The organism is Streptomyces sp. TLI_55, assembly GCF_900206255.1.
In the GTDB taxonomy this organism is placed as follows: Bacteria; Actinomycetota; Actinomycetes; order Streptomycetales; family Streptomycetaceae; genus Streptomyces; species Streptomyces aquilus.
Genome location: NZ_OAOJ01000001.1, coordinates 1,301,024 through 1,319,451, shown reverse-complemented (window position 1 = coordinate 1,319,451; position 18,428 = coordinate 1,301,024). Strand labels below are relative to the sequence as shown.

General features: G+C 72.9%; 17 protein-coding genes and 1 pseudogene. 6 read left to right on the top strand and 12 right to left on the bottom strand.

From position 1 onward, the window contains the following. Positions 1-21 precede the first annotated feature (21 nt). The gene (locus tag CRP56_RS06240) at positions 22-1,608 is read right to left on the bottom strand and encodes an alkaline phosphatase D family protein (RefSeq protein ID WP_097261083.1); all 1,587 of its coding nucleotides are present in this window, start codon (positions 1,606-1,608) and stop codon (positions 22-24) included. A gap of 185 nt (positions 1,609-1,793) precedes the next feature. Continuing rightward, positions 1,794-3,227, bottom strand: a complete 1,434-nt coding sequence (gene pdxR, locus CRP56_RS06235) for a MocR-like pyridoxine biosynthesis transcription factor PdxR (RefSeq protein WP_097261081.1) — start codon at positions 3,225-3,227, stop codon at positions 1,794-1,796. A 92-nt stretch (positions 3,228-3,319) separates the two neighbouring features. Between pdxR and CRP56_RS49465 the strand changes: the two are divergent. Beyond that, positions 3,320-3,676, top strand: a pseudogene (locus tag CRP56_RS49465) (EamA family transporter); the annotation flags it as partial. A 525-nt stretch (positions 3,677-4,201) separates the two neighbouring features. On the opposite strand, the gene CRP56_RS06225 reads toward CRP56_RS49465, so the two are convergent. Then, positions 4,202-5,032 carry an alpha/beta fold hydrolase gene (locus CRP56_RS06225; protein ID WP_097261079.1) on the bottom strand — a complete coding sequence of 277 codons (831 nt, stop codon included), beginning with the start codon at positions 5,030-5,032 and terminating at the stop codon, positions 4,202-4,204. A 141-nt stretch (positions 5,033-5,173) separates the two neighbouring features. On the opposite strand from CRP56_RS06225, the gene CRP56_RS06220 reads away from it, so the two are divergent. After that, complete coding sequence (locus CRP56_RS06220) at positions 5,174-6,055, top strand: RNA polymerase sigma-70 factor (protein ID WP_097261077.1); 882 nt, start codon at positions 5,174-5,176, stop codon at positions 6,053-6,055. A gap of 242 nt (positions 6,056-6,297) precedes the next feature. After that, positions 6,298-7,059 carry a GntR family transcriptional regulator gene (locus tag CRP56_RS06215; protein WP_097261075.1) on the top strand — a complete coding sequence of 254 codons (762 nt, stop codon included), beginning with the start codon at positions 6,298-6,300 and terminating at the stop codon, positions 7,057-7,059. Positions 7,060-7,146: 87 nt separating this feature from the next. On the opposite strand, the gene CRP56_RS06210 is transcribed toward CRP56_RS06215, so the two are convergent. The 3 genes from CRP56_RS06210 to CRP56_RS06200 form a co-directional block, all read right to left on the bottom strand. Beyond that, the gene (locus CRP56_RS06210) at positions 7,147-8,304 is read right to left on the bottom strand and encodes an ROK family transcriptional regulator (RefSeq protein ID WP_097261073.1); all 1,158 of its coding nucleotides are present in this window, start codon (positions 8,302-8,304) and stop codon (positions 7,147-7,149) included. 119 nt (positions 8,305-8,423) lie between these two features. After that, the gene (locus CRP56_RS06205; protein ID WP_097261071.1) at positions 8,424-9,086 is read right to left on the bottom strand and encodes a response regulator transcription factor; all 663 of its coding nucleotides are present in this window, start codon (positions 9,084-9,086) and stop codon (positions 8,424-8,426) included. A 14-nt stretch (positions 9,087-9,100) separates the two neighbouring features. Further along, positions 9,101-10,270, bottom strand: coding sequence for a sensor histidine kinase (locus tag CRP56_RS06200; RefSeq protein WP_097261069.1), 1,170 nt, complete (start codon positions 10,268-10,270; stop codon positions 9,101-9,103). Between the two features lie 108 nt (positions 10,271-10,378). On the opposite strand from CRP56_RS06200, the gene CRP56_RS06195 reads away from it, so the two are divergent. The 3 genes from CRP56_RS06195 to CRP56_RS06185 are packed head-to-tail and all read left to right on the top strand — an operon-like array spanning position 10,379 to position 12,454. Further along, on the top strand, positions 10,379-11,299 hold the full coding sequence (locus CRP56_RS06195; RefSeq protein WP_097261066.1) for an ABC transporter ATP-binding protein: 921 nt from the start codon (positions 10,379-10,381) through the stop codon (positions 11,297-11,299). Between the two features lies 1 nt (position 11,300). Next, entirely contained in the window at positions 11,301-12,026 is a 726-nt protein-coding gene (locus tag CRP56_RS06190; protein ID WP_097261064.1) for an ABC transporter permease, read from the top strand. 41 nt (positions 12,027-12,067) lie between these two features. Further along, positions 12,068-12,454, top strand: a complete 387-nt coding sequence (locus tag CRP56_RS06185; protein ID WP_097261062.1) for a hypothetical protein — start codon at positions 12,068-12,070, stop codon at positions 12,452-12,454. A gap of 24 nt (positions 12,455-12,478) precedes the next feature. On the opposite strand, the gene mug is transcribed toward CRP56_RS06185, so the two are convergent. The 6 genes from mug to CRP56_RS06155 all read right to left on the bottom strand — a co-directional run bounded on the left by mug (position 12,479) and on the right by CRP56_RS06155 (position 18,410). Then, positions 12,479-13,024 (bottom strand): G/U mismatch-specific DNA glycosylase, encoded by a 546-nt coding sequence (mug, locus tag CRP56_RS06180; protein WP_097261060.1) that lies wholly within the window; start codon positions 13,022-13,024, stop codon positions 12,479-12,481. Then, on the bottom strand, positions 13,021-14,463 hold the full coding sequence (purB, locus tag CRP56_RS06175) for an adenylosuccinate lyase (protein ID WP_097261058.1): 1,443 nt from the start codon (positions 14,461-14,463) through the stop codon (positions 13,021-13,023). Before purB ends, mug begins: the two co-directional genes overlap by 4 nt. Before the next feature lie 121 nt (positions 14,464-14,584). Beyond that, complete coding sequence (locus CRP56_RS06170; RefSeq protein WP_097261056.1) at positions 14,585-15,367, bottom strand: SGNH/GDSL hydrolase family protein; 783 nt, start codon at positions 15,365-15,367, stop codon at positions 14,585-14,587. A gap of 138 nt (positions 15,368-15,505) precedes the next feature. Continuing rightward, complete coding sequence (locus tag CRP56_RS06165) at positions 15,506-16,519, bottom strand: hemolysin family protein (protein WP_097261054.1); 1,014 nt, start codon at positions 16,517-16,519, stop codon at positions 15,506-15,508. Beyond that, positions 16,516-17,850, bottom strand: a complete 1,335-nt coding sequence (locus CRP56_RS06160; protein WP_097261052.1) for a hemolysin family protein — start codon at positions 17,848-17,850, stop codon at positions 16,516-16,518. Before CRP56_RS06160 ends, CRP56_RS06165 begins: the two co-directional genes overlap by 4 nt. A gap of 134 nt (positions 17,851-17,984) precedes the next feature. Further along, positions 17,985-18,410 carry a GNAT family N-acetyltransferase gene (locus CRP56_RS06155; RefSeq protein WP_097261050.1) on the bottom strand — a complete coding sequence of 142 codons (426 nt, stop codon included), beginning with the start codon at positions 18,408-18,410 and terminating at the stop codon, positions 17,985-17,987. Positions 18,411-18,428: the final 18 nt, after the last annotated feature.

The window sequence follows — 18,428 nt, the reverse complement described above, 5'->3', positions numbered from 1 at the left end:
GGTACGGGAGCCGGTGCGGGGTTACTGACCCACGCGGCCCGGCTGGAGCGTCTGCGTGAACAGCACGGTGCCGTCCTGCTCGCGCAGCCGGACCGTCAGCTCGCCGCTGTCGCCGTCGATGTCGACCTCGCCGAAGAACTGGTAGCCGCCGGCGGGGGACACGTTCGCCGCGGTCGGCGCCTTCACGAACACCCGCTCCGGGCCGAAGGTGTTGTCGAGGGCGTTCGCCGGGAAGGCGCCGGCGTTCAGCGGACCGGAGACGAACTCCCAGAACGGCTCGAAGTCCGTGAACGCGGCCCGCGACGGCTGGTAGTGCTGCGCCGAGGTGTGGTGCACGTCGGCCGTCAGCCACACCGTGCCGGTGATCCGCCGGTGCTTGATGTGCCGCAGCAGCTCAGCGATCTGCAGCTCACGCCCGAGCGGCGCGCCCGGGTCGCCCTGCGCCACCGCCTCGATGTTCGCCTTGCCCTCGGTGGTGTCCGGCACGACAAGACCGAGCGGCATGTCGGAGGCGATCACCTTCCACACCGCACGCGACCGCGACAGCTCCCGCTTGAGCCACTCCAGCTGCTCGCGCCCGAGGATGCCCTGCGGGTCCACGGTCTGGTCGTCGGGCGAGTTGGCGTTGCGGTACGTCCGCATGTCCAGCACGAACACGTCCAGCAACGGCCCCTGCCGCAGCACCCGGTGGACCCGGCCCTCGCGCTTGCCCGTCGGCAGCGTGGAGATCGGGAAGTACTCGCCGAACGCCCGCCGGGCCCGCGCCGCGAGCACGTCGACGCTCTTCTCGGTGTAGCGGGTGTCGGTGCTCGCGATGACCTCGCCCGGGTACCAGTTGTTGCGCACCTCGTGGTCGTCCCACTGGATGATCGACGGCACCTGGGCGTTGAACCGCCGCAGGTTCTCGTCGAGCAGGTTGTAGCGGAAGTTGCCGCGGAACTCGGCCAGCGTCTCGGCGACCTTCGCCTTCTCCTCGGTGGTGACGTTCCGCCAGACACTGCCGTCGGGCAGAGTGGCCGTCGCCGAGATGGGGCCGTCGGCGTAGATGTTGTCGCCGCTGCACAGGAAGAAGTCCGGGTCGAGCGCGGCCATCGCCTTGTAGATCGTGTAGCCGCCGAAGTCCGGGTTGATGCCCCAGCCCTGGCCCGCCAGGTCGCCCGACCACAGGAAGCGCACACCGTCGCGGCGCCCGGCCGACGCGGTGCGGAAGGTGCCGGTGACCGGCTCGCCGGTACGGCGCGGGTCGTCCGGGTCGGCGAGCAGCACCCGGTAGTGGATCTGCTCACCGGCGGGCAGGCCGTGCAGGCGGGTGGTGCCGGTGAAGTCCGTGTCGGCGCCGAGCAGGGGGCCGTGCCACCGGTGCGCGTTGCGGAAGGACTCGGTCGCGGACGTCTCGACGATCATCCGCGCGGGACGGTCGGATCTCACCCACACCAGACCGGAGTGCGCGCTCACGTCGCCGGTCTGTACACCCCACCCCGCCGCGGGACGCCCGGACAGCGCGAACGCCGGTGCCGCGCCGGCCGCGGCGGGCAGGGTCAGGGCCGCCGACGCGACCAGGGAGCCGCGCAGCACGCTGCGGCGGCCGGGGAACGGACGTTGGGACATGGATGCGCCTCCAGGGACGGGATCCGGCCAGTGTGCGATGCCATGACTACTGGTGCGCCGCAGCGCACACGGAAACCGCAAGTGAACAACTGACCGCATTCGCAAAGGAACCGGCGTTCGAGACAGAGCTCACGCGTGTACGGTCACCGAGGGCCCGCGCGTGGCCGGTGTTCAGCGTCGGGTACTCACCGGGAGGCTGCCTCGGCCATCAGCCGCACGCCCTCACGGATGCGCGCGGGCGACAGGTGCGCGTAGCCGATCACGAGCCGCACCTCCGCCGAGTCACCGGCACGCGCGTGGGTGCACGCCGACAGCGGGCGTACGGCCACCCCGGCCGCCGCCACCCGGGTGAGGAAGCGATCCTCGGGCCCGTACCGCTGCGGCAGCGTGACGATGACATGCAGCCCGGCGGCGATCCCGGACACCCGCGAGCCGGGGAAGTGCTCCTCCAGCGCGGCCACGAGCGCGTCGCGTCGCTCGCGGTAGGCGTGCTGGCAGCGGCGCAGCTGGCGGTCGTAGTCGCCGCGCTCCACGAACCGGGTGAAGGCCGCCTGGTCGAGGGTGGGATGACCGAGGTCCATGGTCCGCTTGCGCTCGATCACCTCGTCGGCGAGCGCCTCCGGTACGAGCAGCCAGCCGAGCCGCAGCCCCGGGGCGAGGGACTTGCTGACCGAGCCCGCGTACGCCACCCGCTCGGGGTCGAGGCCTTGGAGCGCGCCGACGGGTGCGCGGTCGTAGCGGAAGTCGCCGTCGTAGTCGTCCTCCAGGAGGAACCCGTCCACGGAGCGTGCCCAGTCGAGGAGTTCGGTCCGGCGCCGCGCCGAGCAGGCGATGCCGGTCGGGTACTGGTGGGCGGGCGTCGTCACGACCGCTCGTACGCCGGACGCCCGCAGCGGTTCCAGGGCGAGCCCTTCGTCGTCCAGCGGGACGGGCACCGGGGTGACGCCCGCCGCCGCGTACAGGTCGTCGTGCTGCGGGCTGCCGGGATCCTCGACGCCCACCGTGCGCAGCCCGCGCGCGTGCAGCGCGAAGCCGAGCAGCGTCGTCGCCTGGGCCACCCCGGAGACCACCACGATCCGTTCGGGATCGGCGACCACGCCCCGGCGGCGCGCGAGGAGTTCGGCCAGCGCGGTGCGCAGCCGGGGCAGCCCGCGCGGGTCGGGATAGCCGAGCTCGTGGTGCGGCAGCTCCGCCAGCACCGCGCGCTGGGCAGCGGCCCAGGCGGTCCGGGGAAACAACGACAGGTCCGGGGTCCCCGGCACGAAGTCGGCCCGGGCGCCCGGCGGGCGGGGCGCGAGGTCACGCGCGCGGGGCGGTGCGGCCCGTACCGCGCCGCCCACCCAGGTCCCCGCGCCCCGGCCGCTGCGCAGATACCCCTCCGCCGTCAACTGCTCGTACGCCTCGGTGATCAGGCCCCGCGACACCCCGAGGTCCGCCGCCAGATCCCGGCTCGACGGCAGCCGGGTCCCCGGTGCGAGCCGCCCCGACCGCACCGCCTCGCGCAACGCGGCCTGCAACGACCGCCCACGCGCGCGTGCGGGGGCGGAAGCGGCCGAGAGCAGCACCTCCCAGGCGACCGAGCCGCCGCGCCCGCCCGCGGCCGAGTCCGCCCCCGTCACGGCATCCCCCTCCGGCCACTCCCGATTGGTCCCCGACGGCGTCTCACCAATGGACCTTAAACCGGACCGCCCCGCTGCCTAGCGTCGCTCCCATGAACGCCACCACCACGCGCGGAGCGCTGCTCGCCGCGTTCGCCTGCGTCCTCGTCGGCGCGTCCTTCACGGCCAACAGCAAGCTCGGCGACTACCCGTACGCGGGCGGCCAGTTCCTCCGCTACGGGCTGGCCTGTCTGCTGCTGCTGCCCCTCGCCGGCCGGGGCGCCGCGCCCCGGCTGCGGGGGCTCGGGCCGCGCTCATGGGGCCGTCTCGCGCTGCTCTCGGGCGTCGGCATGGTCGCGTTCAACATGGCCGTCATCGCCGCCGAACGGACCGCGGAACCCGCCGTCCCGGGCGTCTTCGTCGGCTGCGCGCCGGTCGTGGTGGCCGTCGTCGTTCCGGCGCTCGACGGCCGCCGGCCACAACGCGTGGTCCTGTACGGGGCGTTGCTCGTGGCCGTCGGGGCCTTCACGGTCCAGGGCTGGGGGCGCACCGACGCGACCGGGATCGCCTACTCCGTGTGCGCGCTGGCCGGTGAGGTCGGCTTCGCGGTGCTCGCCGTGCCCGTCCTGCGTCCCCTGGGGCCGCGGCTGCTGTCCGCCACGGTGTGCGGCGTCGCCGCGGCCGAGTCCCTGGCGGCCGGGCTCGTCCTGGACGGCACGGCATGGCTGCGCCGGCCCACCGGCACCGAGGCCGCCGCCCTGCTGTGGCAGGCGGCGGTCGTCACGGTCGTGGGCTTCGTGTGCTGGTACATGGGCATGCAGCGGATCGGCGCGGAGCGCGCCACGCTGTTCTCCGGCCTCATCCCGGTCGCCGCGGCCGGCACCGCCCCGCTCGTCGGCACGGGTGCCTACGGCGCCGCCCAGGCCGTCGGCAGCGCCCTCGTCGGTGTCGGAGTCGCCCTGGGGTCAGGGGCGTTCACCAGAACCCGGAAGACGTCAGCGGCTGCCGTCCAGGATCACGCGCGCGACGAGCGCCGGGTCGTCGCTCATCGGGCAGTGGCCGCAGCCGGGCAGCCGCACGAGGCGGGCCTTGGGGATGATCTGCTTGGCGCGGACTCCTTGGCGGCGCAGCAGGAGCCGGTCCTTGCTGCCCCAGGCCACGGTGACCGGGATGCCGGGGATGTCGTCCGTGAACCGGACGGCGCCGCCCGCGCGCAGGGTGTCGGCGAAGCCCGTGGCGTTCACCAGCGCGAGCGTCTCGGCGACGACGGCCTCGGGTGAACGGCGGCCCGGCCGGGCGTAGATGGTGCTCGTCAGCGCGGTCCGGCCGGCCGCGGACCGCGACAGCCGCTCGACCAGGGGCAGCGGCATCCGCTGGGCGATGCCCCGCATCGCGAGCAGCACGGAGAAGGCGTAGCGCCGCTCGGCCTCCGACCAGAAGCCTGCGGGAGACAGCGCGGTGACGGACCGTACGAGCTTCTCCCGGCCGAGTTCCAGGGCGAGCAGACCGCCGAGCGAGTTGCCCGCCACGTGCGGCCGGTCCAGCTCCAGCTCCTCGCAGAGCGCGCCGAACACGGCGGTCGTGGTGGCCAGGTCGTACGAGAGTCCGTCGGGCAGCCCCGGGGAGGCGCCGAAGCCGGGCAGGTCCACGGCGATCACGTCGCGTTCGGTGGCCAGGATGTCCACGACCGGGTCCCAGGCCTGGCGGTGGTGGCCGATGCCGTGCAGCAGGAGCAGCGGCTCACCGCCGCCCACGCGCGCGTAGTCGACGGTCACGGACCGCGGGCCGTGCGGGGAAGGGACCTTGAACGAGACGGTGGCGGCCATGGGGGTGTGCTCCTCGTCTGGGGCTCGCTGACGGACGCTGCGTAGACAGCTTGTCAGCAATTACTACCGGCGGGTAGCCCTTGTGGGTCGGCCTCCTGGTTCCGCCTGGACAGCACGGAGCGCGTCGGTTGGGATGGAGCCGTGAGTACCGACACCGTGACCGACGTATTCGAAGAGCACCGCCCCGTCCTGCTGGGAGTGGCCTACCGCATGCTGGGGCGGGTGGCCGACGCGGAAGACGTCGTCCAGGAGGCCTGGTTGCGCTGGTCCGGAGCCGAGCGGGACGACGTGCGCGAGCCGCGCGGCTACCTCGTACGGATCACCACCCGCCTCGCCATCGACCGGCTCCGCCAGATCAAGGCGCGCCAGGAGGCCTACGTCGGCCCGTGGCTGCCGGAGCCGTACGTCACCGACTTCGGGGACGTCGTCCCGGACACCGCGGAGCGGGCCGTGCTCGCCGACTCCGTCTCCCTCGCCGTCCTCGTCGTCCTGGAGTCGCTCTCGCCCCTGGAGCGCGCGGTGTTCGTGCTCCGGGAGGCCTTCGGTTACCCGTACGCGGACATCGCCACCATGCTGGAGCGCGAGGAGCCCGCGGTACGCCAGCTCGCCGGACGGGCCCGCAAGCACGTCGAGGAACGCCGGCCCCGCTACGAGGTCGACCCCGTCCAGCGCCGGGACCTCACCGAACGCTTCCTCGCCGCCGCCGCGGAGGGCGACCTGGAGGGGCTCATGTCGATGCTGGCGCCGGACGTCCGCCTCGTCGGCGACAGCGGCGGCAAGTCGCGGGCACCGCTGCGGGTCATCGAGACGGCGGATCACGTGGGCCGTTTCGTCGTCGGTGCCGCCCGCAAGGGCGTGGAGGACATGACGTGGCGCATCGTGGAGGTCAACGGCGGCCCCGCGGTGCTGGTCCTGTCCGGCGGCAAGCCCGACTCGGTCTTCCAGGTGGACATCGCCGACGGCCGCATCCAGTCCGTCTACATCGTGCGCAACCCCGACAAGCTGCAATCGCTTTCCGCCTAGCGGCGCTGCCGCTCGAAGCCCCCGTCCGGTGCGACGGGGGCTTTGCCGTCATGTCACGGACACCGCCCGGTACGAACGCTTCGTGAACGCTCCACGGCACCGTCCCTGTGAGTGCCGCGAGGGATCGAGGATTGGTCTTGACCAAGGGTGGGGGCCGCCCTATGGTCGCAGATAAGTGCAACAACCTTTAATAAACAAGGGCGCTAAAACGCCGCCGGACCACGGCGATTGCGGAGGACAGGGTGGGGACCACGCAACTGGAATCGGTGCCGGAACCGAAGTACTGGCATCTCAAGACGGTGCTCAGTGAGGCCTTGGACTCCGAGTTCTCCGTGGGCGAGATCCTGCCCAACGAGCGAGACCTCGCCGCCCGCTTCGGCGTCGCCCGCGCCACGCTCCGTCAGGCGCTCGAACAGCTCGAACTGGAAGGCCGCCTCCAGCGCCGCCGCGGGGTCGGTACGACGGTCGCGCCGCCGCGCGTGGGGGTGGCCGTCGGCACCGAGCAGCACGCCTGGCCGGGCACCGCCACCGACGCCTGGCAGCTCGCCGACAGCGCGCTGGAGGTCCCGCCGGCCGCCGTCGCCGCCGCGCTGGAGACCGGCAGCGAGGACACCGTGCACATCGTGCGCCGCTCCCGGATGAGCCACGGCCAGCCCGTCGCCGCGGAACTGCTCTACGTCCCGCAGTCGTCGGTGCCCGAGCTGTCGGCCATCGACGCCCCCTCCGGGGCGGCACGCGCGCGTGCCGTGCTGCGTGAGCTGCAGCGCCTGGAGCTGGAGGGGCAGGACAGCGCGGTCGAACTCGGCTCGGCCCGCGCGGACGACGCCAAGCAGCTGGACCGGCTGCCAGGCGCCCCCGTCCTCGTCGTCACCACCCGCTTCTTCGCCGGGGGGCGCACCGCGGCGCTGTCCGTCGCCACGTACCGCGCCGACACCTGCCGGCTGACGTTCGGCGACTCCGGCGGCGTGGAGATCCACCAGCAGCCGGAACGCCAGGCGTCCTGACCGTCGCCCCTGCCGCCGCATGACACACCGCGCGCCCCGGAGCAGCTCCGGGGCGCGCGGTGTGTCCGTGGCGGTACGCCGAATCGGTCACCGCCGCGCCGTCACCGTGCCCTCCACCGCGAACAGCTGCTCCTCCACGTGGTCCAGGGCCAGCCGCAGCGCCCCCGTCGCCACCGCCGCCTCGCCGAGGAGCGACAGGGTGACCTTCGGCGGCCGCAGACAGTAGCGCGCCAACTCCCGCCGCAGCGGCTCCAGTACGCCGTCCAGACCGGCCGCCCAGCCGCCGATCACCACCAGCTCCGGGTCGAGGGCGAGGGCGAGCGCGGCCACGTCGTGGACGAGCCGCTGGATGAAGCGCTCGACGGCCGCGCGGGCGCGCTGGTCGCCCTCGCGCGCCTGCGCGAAGACCTCGGCGACCGCCTGCTCGTCGAGCGGGTGCAACGGCTCGTCCGTGGTGGACAGCAGCGTCTCGGGCGTCACCTCACGGCCCAGCAGATGCAGCGCGCCGATCTCACCCGCCGCCCCGCCGAACCCCCGGTGCAGCCGCCCCCCGATCAGCGACCCCGCGCCGGGACTCAGCCCGGCCAGCACGAACACCACGTCGTCGGACTCGGTGGCCGCGCCCTTCCAGTGCTCGGCGACCGCCGCGGCGTTGGCGTCGTTCTCCACCAGCACCGGGCACTTGAAGGACCGGCTCAGCCGCTCGCCCAGCCGCAGCCCCGTCCACTCCGGCAGCGCGGCACACAGCCGCACCGTGCCGTCCGCCTCCACGATTCCCGGCGAGGCCACTCCAACGGCCCGCAGCGAGCCCCGTGACACCCCGGCCCGGCGCAGCAGCTCCGCCACCGCGGTCCGCAGCCGCTCCAGCCGCTCGTCGGCGGGGGCCGACTCGGCCACGTCCTTCGCGACGGCGCCGAGGACCCGGCCGTCCAGGTCGGACAGGAGCGCGGCCACCCGGTGCGAGCCGATGTCGAGGCCCAGCAGATGACCGGCCTCGGCCCGGAACCGGAACCGCCGCGCGGGCCGCCCCTGACGCCGTACGACGCTCTCGTCCGCGGCCTTCTCGACGACGTACCCGGCCTCGATCAGTCCCTCGACCACGCCCTCGACCGTAGGCCGGGACAGGCCCGTCACGCGGGTGATCTCGGTGAGCGTCGCGCAGTCCGTGGCGCGCAGCGCGTGCAGCACCACCGCGGAGTTGATCCTCCGCAGCAGCGAGGGATCCCCGCCGGTCAGCCGCCCCAACGTCCGTCCTCCCAGCTCGTGCGCGTGTTGGGCGGATCGTACTCGGCACGGCGGACCCCGGCGAGCGCGGGGATGCAGAGACCGCTTGCTGCCCGACCGGGCGTCGTCCGCCGCTCCGGTCAGCCCGGCGCCACGAAGCCCGACTCGTACGCCGCGATCACCGCCTGCGTGCGATCCCGTGCCCCGAGCTTGGCCAGGACAGCGCTCACATGGGACTTCACCGTCTCCGTCCCCACCACGAGCCGCTCGGCGATCTCCGCGTTCGACAGCCCCCGCGCCATCAGCCGCAGCACCTCCGCCTCCCGCTCGGTCAGCTGCGCCCGCTCCATCGCCGCGCGGGCCGCGCGGTTCCCGCCCCCCTCGCCGTACTCGGCAGCGAGCTGCCGCACCGACGCCGGGAACAGCAGTGACTCGCCCTCGGCGACCAGCCGCACCGCGTGCACGATCTCGGCCGGCCGCGCCCGCTTCAGCAGGAACCCGTCGGCCCCGGCCCGCAGCGCCTCGTACACGTACTCGTCGTTCTCGAACGTCGTCACCACGAGGATCTTCGGCGGCTCCGCCACCGTCCGCAGCACCGCGCGCGTGGCCTCGATCCCGTCCAGCAGCGGCATCCGTACGTCCATGGCGACCACGTCCGGCCGCAGCTGCCGCACCAGCGGAATCACCGCCGCCCCGTCCGCGGCCTCCCCGACCACCTCGATGTCGGGCTGCGCCTCCAACACGGCCCGCAGACCCGCGCGTACGAGGGGCTCGTCGTCGACGAGGAGAACGGTGACCGGCATCCGGCCAGCGTAGATCAGCGCGCCGGCAGCTCCACATGCACCTGCCAGTCACCCTGGTCAGGGCCGGTGTGCGCACGCCCGCCCAGCAGGGCCGCGCGCTCGCGTATCCCGCGCAGCCCGCTGCCTCTGCCGGGCCCGGCTATGTCGCCGGTGAGCGGATTGCGGACCTCCAGCACGAGCGCGCCGTCGGCCACCGCGACGCGGACCCGGACGGGGACGGCGCCCGCGTGCCGCAGCACGTTGGTCAGCGATTCCTGGAGGATGCGGTAGCCCTCGCGGGAGACCGGCCCGGGGACGGTGTCGAGGGGGCCGGTCATGTCGACGTCGACCTTGGCGCCCGACGCCCGCGCGGACTCCAGCAACCGGTCGGCGTCCGCCAGCGTCGGCCGGCTGCTCACCGGTCGCTCGGACTCGCGCAGGATGCCGAGGACGCGTTCCAGATCCTCCAGGGCGGCCCGCCCGGTCTCCTCGATGGCGTCCAGAGCGCGGTCGGTGAAGGCGGGATCGGCGGCCGCCCGGGCCGCTCCCGCCTGGACGACGGCCACGGTCAGGGCGTGGCCGATGGAGTCGTGCAGCTCACGGGCGATACGGGTGCGCTCCAGCAGTTGCTCGGTGCGCTCCTCCATGGCGGCGAGCCGGTCGGCCGGGGACGGACCGAGGAGGCGGCGGGCGAGCGCGGTGATCAAGTGGCCCGAGCCCACCACGGTCGCCGCCAGGACCGCCAGCGTCGCGGGCGCCAACAACACGTGCCACCCGTGGTGGCCGTCGGGCAGGAACAGCACGCCCTCGTCGGCGTCCCGGCCGAAGGGGGACAGTGCCAGGTCCACGGAGGCCAGGAGGAGTTGGAAGGTGAACATCGAGGTCACGCAGCCCAGCAGCAGCCGCGCCTCCAGCCAGAGGACCACCCGCCCCCGGTCGCTCCAGGACGCGGACGGCGCGACGACGATGTCGGTGCCCTCGCTGTCGTGCCGGTGGCCGGTCAGCAGCAGCCTCGCCTGCAGACCCTCCACGGTCCGCATCGCCGGCACCAGCCCGGCCGGGGCGAGCACCACACCCGCCACCACCCAGGTCCACCAGGCCTCCTCGATGAACAACCACATCGCCGGCCACACGATCGCGATGTACAGATGCAGCAATCGTGTGTACGTCACCGCCCGACCGAACGGGCGCAGCAAGCGGGCCATTGCGTCATCGTGCCAGCCGCCACTGACAATCAGCCTCCCCCGCACGGGGGAGACGATCTCCACTCCTGGGGGAGGCCCAGGCCCGCCCCCAACAGCCAGGCTGCTGCCATGACCAGCATCGAAGTCCACGCCCTCACCAAGGAGTTCGGCACCCGGCGAGCCGTGGACGACCTCACCTTCACCGTCCGCCCCGGCCGCGTCACCGGCTTCCTCGGCCCCAACGGCGCCGGAAAGTCCACCACTCTGCGACTCGTCCTCGGTCTCGACCGGCCGACCTCCGGCACCGCCACGGTCGGCGGCCGCGCCTACGCCACCCTCCAGGAGCCGCTGCGCCACGTGGGCGCCCTGCTGGACGCGCAGGCCGCGCACGGCTCGCGCACCGGCCGCGACCATCTGCGCACCCTGGCCGCGAGCAACCGCATCCCGGACCGCTGCGTGGACGAACTGCTGGAGGAGACCGGCCTCGCCCCGGCGGCCCGGCGACGGGTGAAGACGTACTCCCTGGGCATGCGCCAGCGGCTCGGCATCGCGGCCGCCCTGCTCGGCGACCCCGAGGTGGTCATGCTCGACGAGCCCTCCAACGGGCTCGACCCCGAAGGCATCATCTGGATCCGCGAGTTGCTGCGCCGCCTCGCGGGGGAGGGGCGCACGGTCCTGGTCTCCAGCCACCTCATGAACGAGACCGCGGCCTTCGCCGACCACCTCGTGGTCCTGGGCCGCGGCCGGCTCCTCGCGGACACCCCGCTGCGGGAGTTCATCCACGCGCGCGTGCAGCCGAGCGTACGCGTCCGCACCACGGACCCCACCGCCCTCAAGGCGGTCCTCGCCGAGCACGGTCATGACGCCGCCGAACACGAGGACGGGCACTGGAGCGTGCGGCACGCACGCGTGGACGACATCGGCCGTCTCGCCTCCGCCGCCGGTGTGCCCCTCCTCGAACTGGCCGCTGAGGAAGGCACCTTGGAGCAGGCCTATCTGGACCTCACCGCCACCGAGACCGAGTTCACCGCACAGCCGCAGGAGGCCTGAGATGCCGTTCGTTCCCGTCCTTCACGCGGAGTGGCTGAAGATCCGCACGCTCCGCTCCCTGCTCGGGGCGCTGCTGGCGCTGTTCGCGGCGACCACGGCGTTCTCCGCGATCGCCGGCGCCTCCGACACGTCCGACCCCGACTTCGACCCGCTGTTCATGGCACTGTCCGGCGTCATGCCCGGCCAGATCGCCGCGATCTCCTTCGGCGCCATGGCGATCTCCTCGGAGTTCCACGGGGGTGGACTCCGGCTCTCGCTCGCCGCGGTGCCGCAGCGGGGGCGGTGGTTCACGGCCAAGCTCACCGCCATCGCCGTACCGGCCCTGCTGGTGGGCCTGGTCACCGCCGTCGCCGCCCTCGTCGTCGCCCGCGCGGGCCTCGGCGACGCGGCGAGCGGTCTCACCGCCGGTGAGCAGACGCGCGGCGTCGTGGGTTGCGGGATCTATCTCATGCTGATGGCGTTGTTCGCGGCCGGCCTGGCGGCGTTGCTGCGCAGCGGCGTGGGCGCCCTGTCGCTGCTGATCCCGTTCATCCTCGTCGTCTCGTTCGTGATCGGGGACGTGCCCGGCGGCGTCACCGACTTCATGCCCGACCGGGCGGGCCAGATCGTGCTGTACGAGACGTACGACGGGCGGTTGGGGCCGTGGTCCGGGCTGGCGGTGACCGCGCTGTGGACCGCGGCGGCGCTCGCCGCGGGTGCCTGGAGCGTGCGACGCAGGGATGCCTGACGGCACACCAGTTGTCAGTGGGGCCCGGTTTACTGGATCACATGGACATCGCGAAGGACCTGGCCCTGATCGACGCGTTGTGCGCCCGTGACTTTCCCTCGGAGCACGAGCGGTACCACATCGCGTGGTTAGGGCCGGGGGACTGGCCGGACGTGAGCGACTGCTACGCGTATGAGGCGGCGCTCGTCGAGCTGTTCACACAGAGATGGGGAGCGGCGGAACGCTGGGGGACCGTGACCCTGGAGGAGCGCATCACGCGAGGCGAGGCGATACCCGAGCCCTGGCTGTCGCTCACTGCCTCGGCCATCGACGTGCGCACATGGGAGGTGCCCGACAGCATCCGCCGGCTCACCCTGGCGGTGGCCGACCGGGAGGACGAGAGCCGGCCGCGTATATGGGCCGCCGTCACGGAAGCGGACCCGCCGTGACCATCAGGCGTCTGCCGCCAGCCCTCAGGCTTCCGCCGCCATGCGCAACCGCGCGAACTCCTCGGCCATCGTCGCCGCCGTCCAATGGGCGTTCAGCCCACTGGGGTTGGGCAACACCCACATGCGCGTGTCCCCGATCACCCGCTCCTGCGGACCCACCTGGGCCTTCTTGTCGTCGAACGCCGCCCGGTACGCGGTCACTCCGACGACCGCCAGCCACCGCGGCCGCAACCGCGCCACCTTCAGCGCCAGTTGCCGCCCGCCCTCGCGATACTCCTCCGCGCTCAGCTCGTCCGCCCGCGCGGTCGCCCGCGCCACGACGTTCGTGATGCCGAGCCCGTACGACAGCAACTCCTGCTGTTCGGCGGGCTTCATGAGCCTCGGTGTGAAGCCGGACAGATGCAGCACCGGCCAGAAGCGGTTGCCCGGACGGGCGAAGTGATGGCCCGTCGCTGCCGTCATCAGACCGGGGTTGATCCCGCAGAACAGCACGCGGAGACCGTCCGCGACGACGTCCGGTACCAGACGGTCGCGGGCGGCCTCCAACTCGGCGGCGGTGAAGCGCGTCAGAGGATGGCTCCGGGGGTGTAACCGGCGGCCTCCGGGTGCTGCTTCGCGATCTCCTCGATCCGGCCGACGACCACACCGACCTGGTCGGCCGCGGCGCCCGTGAAGGACAGCTTGTCGGCCATCAGCGCGTCCAGCTGGGCGCGGTCGAGCGGGATGCGCTCGTCGGCGGCCAGCTTGTCGAGGAGCTCGTTGCGCTCGGCACCCTGCTCGCGCATCGCGAGCGCCGAAGCCACGGCGTTCTCCTTGATCGCCTCGTGGGCGACCTCACGGCCGACGCCCGCACGGACCGCGCCCATCAGCACCTTGGTGGTGGCGAGGAAGGGCAGGTAGCGGTCCAGCTCGCGGGCCACGACCGCCGGGAAGGCGCCGAACTCGTCGAGCACGGTCAGGAACGTCTCCAGCAGACCGTCCAGCGCGAAGAACGCGTCCGGCAGCGCGACCCGGCGCACCACCGAGCAGGACACGTCGCCCTCGTTCCACTGGTCGCCCGCCAGCTCGCCGGTCATCGACGCGTAGCCGCGCAGAATGACCATCAGGCCGTTGACGCGCTCGCAGGACCGCGTGTTCATCTTGTGCGGCATCGCCGAGGAGCCCACCTGGCCCGGCTTGAAGCCCTCGGTCACCAGCTCGTGCCCGGCCATCAGCCGGATCGTCTTGGCGAGGGACGAAGGCGCCGCCGCCAGCTGCACCAGCGCGGTGACGACCTCGTAGTCCAGCGAGCGCGGGTAGACCTGGCCGACGGAGGTGAAGGCCTGGGAGAAGCCGAGGTGCCCGGCGATCCGGTCCTCCAGCTCCGCCAGCTTGCCCGCGTCCCCGCCCAGCAGGTCGAGCATGTCCTGCGCGGTCCCGACCGGGCCCTTGATGCCGCGCAGCGGGTAGCGGCCCAGCAGCTCCTCGACGCGTGCGTACGCCACGAGCAGCTCGTCGGCGGCGGTCGCGAACCGCTTGCCCAGCGTCGTGGCCTGTGCGGCCACGTTGTGGGAGCGGCCGGCCATGACCAGCTCGGCGTACTCGCCGGCCAGCTTGCCGAGGCGGGCCAGCACGGCCACCGTACGGTCGCGCATCAGCTCCAGGGACAGCCGGATCTGGAGCTGCTCGACGTTCTCGGTGAGGTCGCGCGAGGTCATGCCCTTGTGGACGTGCTCGTGCCCCGCGAGGTCGTTGAACTCCTCGATCCGCGCCTTCACGTCGTGCCGCGTGACCTTCTCGCGCTCGGCGATGGAGGCCAGGTCGACGGTGTCGAGGACACGCTCGTAGTCGGCGATCGCCGCGTCCGGGACCTCGATGCCGAGGTCCTTCTGGGCCCGCAGCACGGCGAGCCAGAGCTGCCGCTCCAGCTTCACCTTCTGCTCGGGCGACCAGAGCGTGGCGAGCTCGGCGGAGGCGTAGCGTCCGGCGAGGACGTTGGGGATGCGGGGCTTGGCGGGAGCGGAAGTCACGTGTACGGATTCTACTGGCGAATCGTGCAGGCCAGCGCCATGGGTGGCTTCGGCGGAACCTACGAGACCTGCGTCACGCCAGGTCAGGCCGTCCCGTCCAGGCCGGGCCGTCGGGTCCAGGTCAGGCCGTCGGGTCCTGGTACGGCAGCAGCTCCGGCCGCTTCGGCGGCAGCCCGTCCCCGGACGAGCGCCCGGTCAGGCGCCGCCCTATCCAGGGCAGCAGGTGCTGCTTGGCGAAGCGGGCGTCGGCGATGCGCCGGGCGAGCCAGTGGGGCGGCACCGTCGCCGGCATCGGCGTACGCCACTCGGTGTCCTCGGGGTCGTAGCCGAGCGTCTGCCACACGGCCTCCGCGACCCGGCGATGGCCCTCGGGCGTGAGGTGCAGCCGGTCCACGTCCCACATGCGCTGGTCGCTCAGCGACGGCGCCCCGTACAGGTCGACGACCAGGGCGCCGTGCCGCTCGGCCAGTTCGTCGACGCAGGCGAACAGCTCCTCCATGCGCGGCTTGAAGCGGGCCTGGACAGGGCCCTCGCGGCCGGGGCTGCGCATGAGGACCAGCTGCTTGCAGGAGGGGGCGAGCCGCTCCACGGCCTCGGTCAGCAGATCCTGGACGCGGACCATGTCGCACTTGGGGCGCAGGGTGTCGTTCAGCCCACCGACCAGCGTGATCACGTCCGGCTGCATGGCGGCCGCCACGTCGACCTGCTCGTCGACGATCTGCTGGATCAGCTTGCCGCGCACCGCGAGGTTCGCGTAGCGGAAACCGGGCGTGCGGGCGGCCATCCGGCCGGCCAGGACATCGGCCCAGCCGCGGTAGGAGCCGTCCGGCAGCAGGTCCGACATGCCCTCGGTGAAGGAGTCGCCGACCGCGACGAGGCTGGTGTATGTGGGGTTCTTCTGCATGGCGACAGAAATGGTATCCCGTGCACATACCCGCTGGTCGGTCCCCTCGGTGTGATCCCGGGCTCAGGCACGCCGGTCGGTCCTCTCCGCGTGATCCCGGACTCAGGCCCGCCGCTCGGTCCCCGGGCCCCGCAGCGCTCAGGTCCGCTGCCCGAACAGCCGGCGCAGCACGTCCTCCATCGTCACCAGCCCCGCCAGCCGCCCGTCGTCCCCGACCGCCGCCGCCAGATGCGTCCGACTGCGCCGCATCGCGGTCAGCACGTCGTCCAGCGGCGTGCTCTCACGCACGCGCGCGATGGGCCGCATCTCCCGCACCCGGAACGGCACGTCCCGCGGCGAGGCGTCCAGCGCGTCCTTGACATGCAGATAGCCGATGATCCTGCGCGTCTCGTCCACGACCGGGAACCGGGAGAACCCGGACTCGGCCGACAGCCGCTCCAGCTCCTCCGGAGTGACCCCCACGCGCGCGTAGACGACGCGTTCCAGAGGGAGCACCACGTCGCCCACCGGGCGGCGGCCCAGCTCCAGCGCGTCGTGCAGCCGCTCCCGGGTGCGGTCGTCGATCAGGCCCGCCTCGTCGGAGTCCCTCACCAGGCGGGCCAGCTCGGCGTCCGAGAAGGTCGCCGTGACCTCGTCCTTCGTCTCGATCCGCAGCAGCCGCAGCAGGGCGTTCGCGAAGGCGTTGATCGCGAAGATCACCGGGCGCAGCCCCCGGGCCAGGGCGACCAGCGGCGGGCCGAGCGTCAGCGCGCTGCGCACCGGCTCCGCCAGCGCGATGTTCTTCGGCACCATCTCGCCGAGCAGCATGTGCAGATAGGTCGCCGCGGTCAGCGCGATCACGAACGACACCGCGTGTCCGGCGCTCGTCGGCACGCCCAGCGCGTGGAACACCGGCTCCAGCAGATGCGCGATGGCCGGTTCGGCGACGATACCCAGGACCAGGGTGCACAGGGTGATGCCGAGCTGCGCGGCCGCCAACAGCGCCGACACGTGCTGCAACCCCCACAGCACGCTCTTGGCGCGCCGGTCGCCCTCCTCGGCATACGGCTCGATCTGGCTGCGGCGCACGGAGATCAGCGCGAACTCGGCGCCGACGAAGAAGGCGTTGACCACGAGGGTCGCGAAACCGATCAGCAGCTGGACGGCGGTCACGGCCCCACCTCCTCGTCCGCAGGACCGTCGGGCGGCGCGTGCAGCAGCACCCGCGCGGCCCGGCGCCCCGAGGCGTCCACGACGTCCAGCCGCCAGCCGGCGACCTCGACGGTGTCGCCGACGACGGGGATGCGGCCCAGCTCGGCCGCCACCAGCCCCGCCAGAGTCTCGTACGGTCCCTCGGGCGCCCGCAGTCCCACGCGCGCGAGCTGGTCGACACGGGCCGAGCCGTCGGCCGAGTACAGCGCGCGGCCCGCGTCGTCGTTCCCGGCTGGGGCCAGGTCGGGCGTCTCGTGCGGGTCGTGCTCGTCGCGGACCTCGCCGACGACCTCCTCGACGATGTCCTCCAGCGTCGCGACCCCGGCCGTGCCGCCGTACTCGTCGATGACCACGGCCATCGTGCGTTTCCCGGACAGCCGGTCCAGGAGCCGGTCCACGGTGAGCGACTCCGGGACGAGCAGCGGCTCGCGCATCAGTTCGGAGACCGGCACCCGGGGCCGGCGCTCGGCGGGAACGGTCAGGACGTCCTTGATGTGCGCGGTGCCCACGACCGCGTCGAGACTGCCGCGGTAGACCGGGAAGCGGGACAGGCCGGTCGCGCGCGTGGCGTTGGCGACGTCCTCGCAGGTCGCCTGCGCGTCCAGCGCGATGACCTGCACGCGCGGCGTCATCACGTTCTCCGCGGTGAGATCCGCGAGGTTCAGGGTGCGGACGAAGAGTTCGGCGGTGTCGGCCTCCAGCGCGCCCTCCTTGGCGGAGTAGCGGGCCAGCGCCGCCAGCTCCTGCGGCCCGCGCGCGGCGGCCAGCTCCTCGGTGGGCTCCACGCCGAGCCGGCGCACGACACGGTTCGCGGTGTTGTTGAGATGCGTGATGAAGGGCCGGAACGCGGCGCTGAACCAGCGCTGCGCGTTGCCCACCCGCTTGGCCACGGCCAGCGGCGAGGAGATCGCCCAGTTCTTCGGGACCAGCTCGCCGACGACCATCAGGAACACCGTGGACAGCGCCGTACCCAGCACCAGCGCCAGCGAGGAGGCCGTCGACGCGGAGATGCCGAGCGACTCCAGGGGGCCGGCGATCAGCTTGGCGATCGACGGCTCGGCCAGCATGCCGACGACCAGGTTGGTGACGGTGATGCCGAGCTGCGCCCCGGAGAGCTGGAAAGTCAGATTCCGTACGGCCTTCAGGGCGCCCGCCGCGCCCCGCTCGCCGCGCTCCACGGCCCGCTCCAAGGTGCCGCGCTCGACCGTGGTCAGCGAGAACTCCGCGGCGACGAAGGCACCACAGGCCACGGAGAGCAGGATCGCCACGAGCAGCAGGAGCACTTCGGTCATCGGGTCACCTCCGTCCCATGATCGGCCAGAGCGTGGCAGCCCACACCTTTCGCCGGGAGGTCGGGTGACCTACCCGCGGCAAAGGAAAAGTAAAACCGCTTGAGAGGAGCAAAACCGCCTAAGAAAAGAACCGCTCAATCCGTGAGCGGCTTCACCCAGCGCCGCCACTTCTCCTCCGGCGCGTACCCGGCCGCCCGCCACGCCGCCTGCCCCGTCTCGTTGCGCACCAGCACCATCGCGTCCCCGCGGCGCCCGCCGAGCGCCACGAACCGCTCCTCCGCGGCGGCGAGCAACGCCGAGCCGATGCCCTGGCGGCGGCGCTCCGGGTGCACCGCGAGGCGGTACAGATGGCAGCGCCAGCCGTCGAAGCCCGCGATCACCGTGCCGACCAGCTCGCCGTCCCGCTCGGCCAGGATCAGCGCCTCCGGATCCCGGGCGACGAGCCGCTCGACGCCGTCCCGGTCGTCGCTGATGCTCGTGCCCTCGGCGGCCGTCTTCCAGAAGGCCAGCACGGCGTCGAGGTCCTCGGGGGCGGCGCTCCTGATGTGCAGATCAGTCATACGACGATCCCATCACGC